The following is a 356-nucleotide window of genomic DNA, read 5'->3' as shown; positions in this document are numbered from 1 at the left end:
TAGATGTGAATAATCGAAGATTTTATCACTATCTGAAAAATAGAAACAATCAATGCAGGCGGATAAAGCAAGTGATATAATCTCGCATTTGCAAATCGGCCGACACGAGCCGATTCCCTCCACACGCATCTCAACAATCCTATCATGAAGGACATACCACGCATGAACGCCATTGCAGACGTGCAATCCAGCCGCGATTTACGCAACCTGCCGATTAATCAGGTCGGCATCAAAGACCTGCGCTTTCCAATCTCCCTCAAAAGCAAAGAAGGCGAACAATCCACCGTCGCCCGCCTGACCATGACGGTTTTCCTGCCTGCCGACCAAAAAGGCACGCATATGTCGCGCTTTGTCGC

1 protein-coding gene is annotated in these 356 nt (G+C 48.6%); it reads left to right on the top strand.

From position 1 onward, the window contains the following. Positions 1 to 162: 162 nt before the first annotated feature. Positions 163 to 356 (top strand): GTP cyclohydrolase, FolE2/MptA family (locus ACTHSP_RS22975; protein WP_440347124.1); only part of this gene is annotated, 194 nt, incomplete at its 3' end.

This window comes from Neisseria sp. P0001.S005 (assembly GCF_051963715.1).
This window is presented reverse-complemented; position numbering and strand designations above follow the sequence as displayed.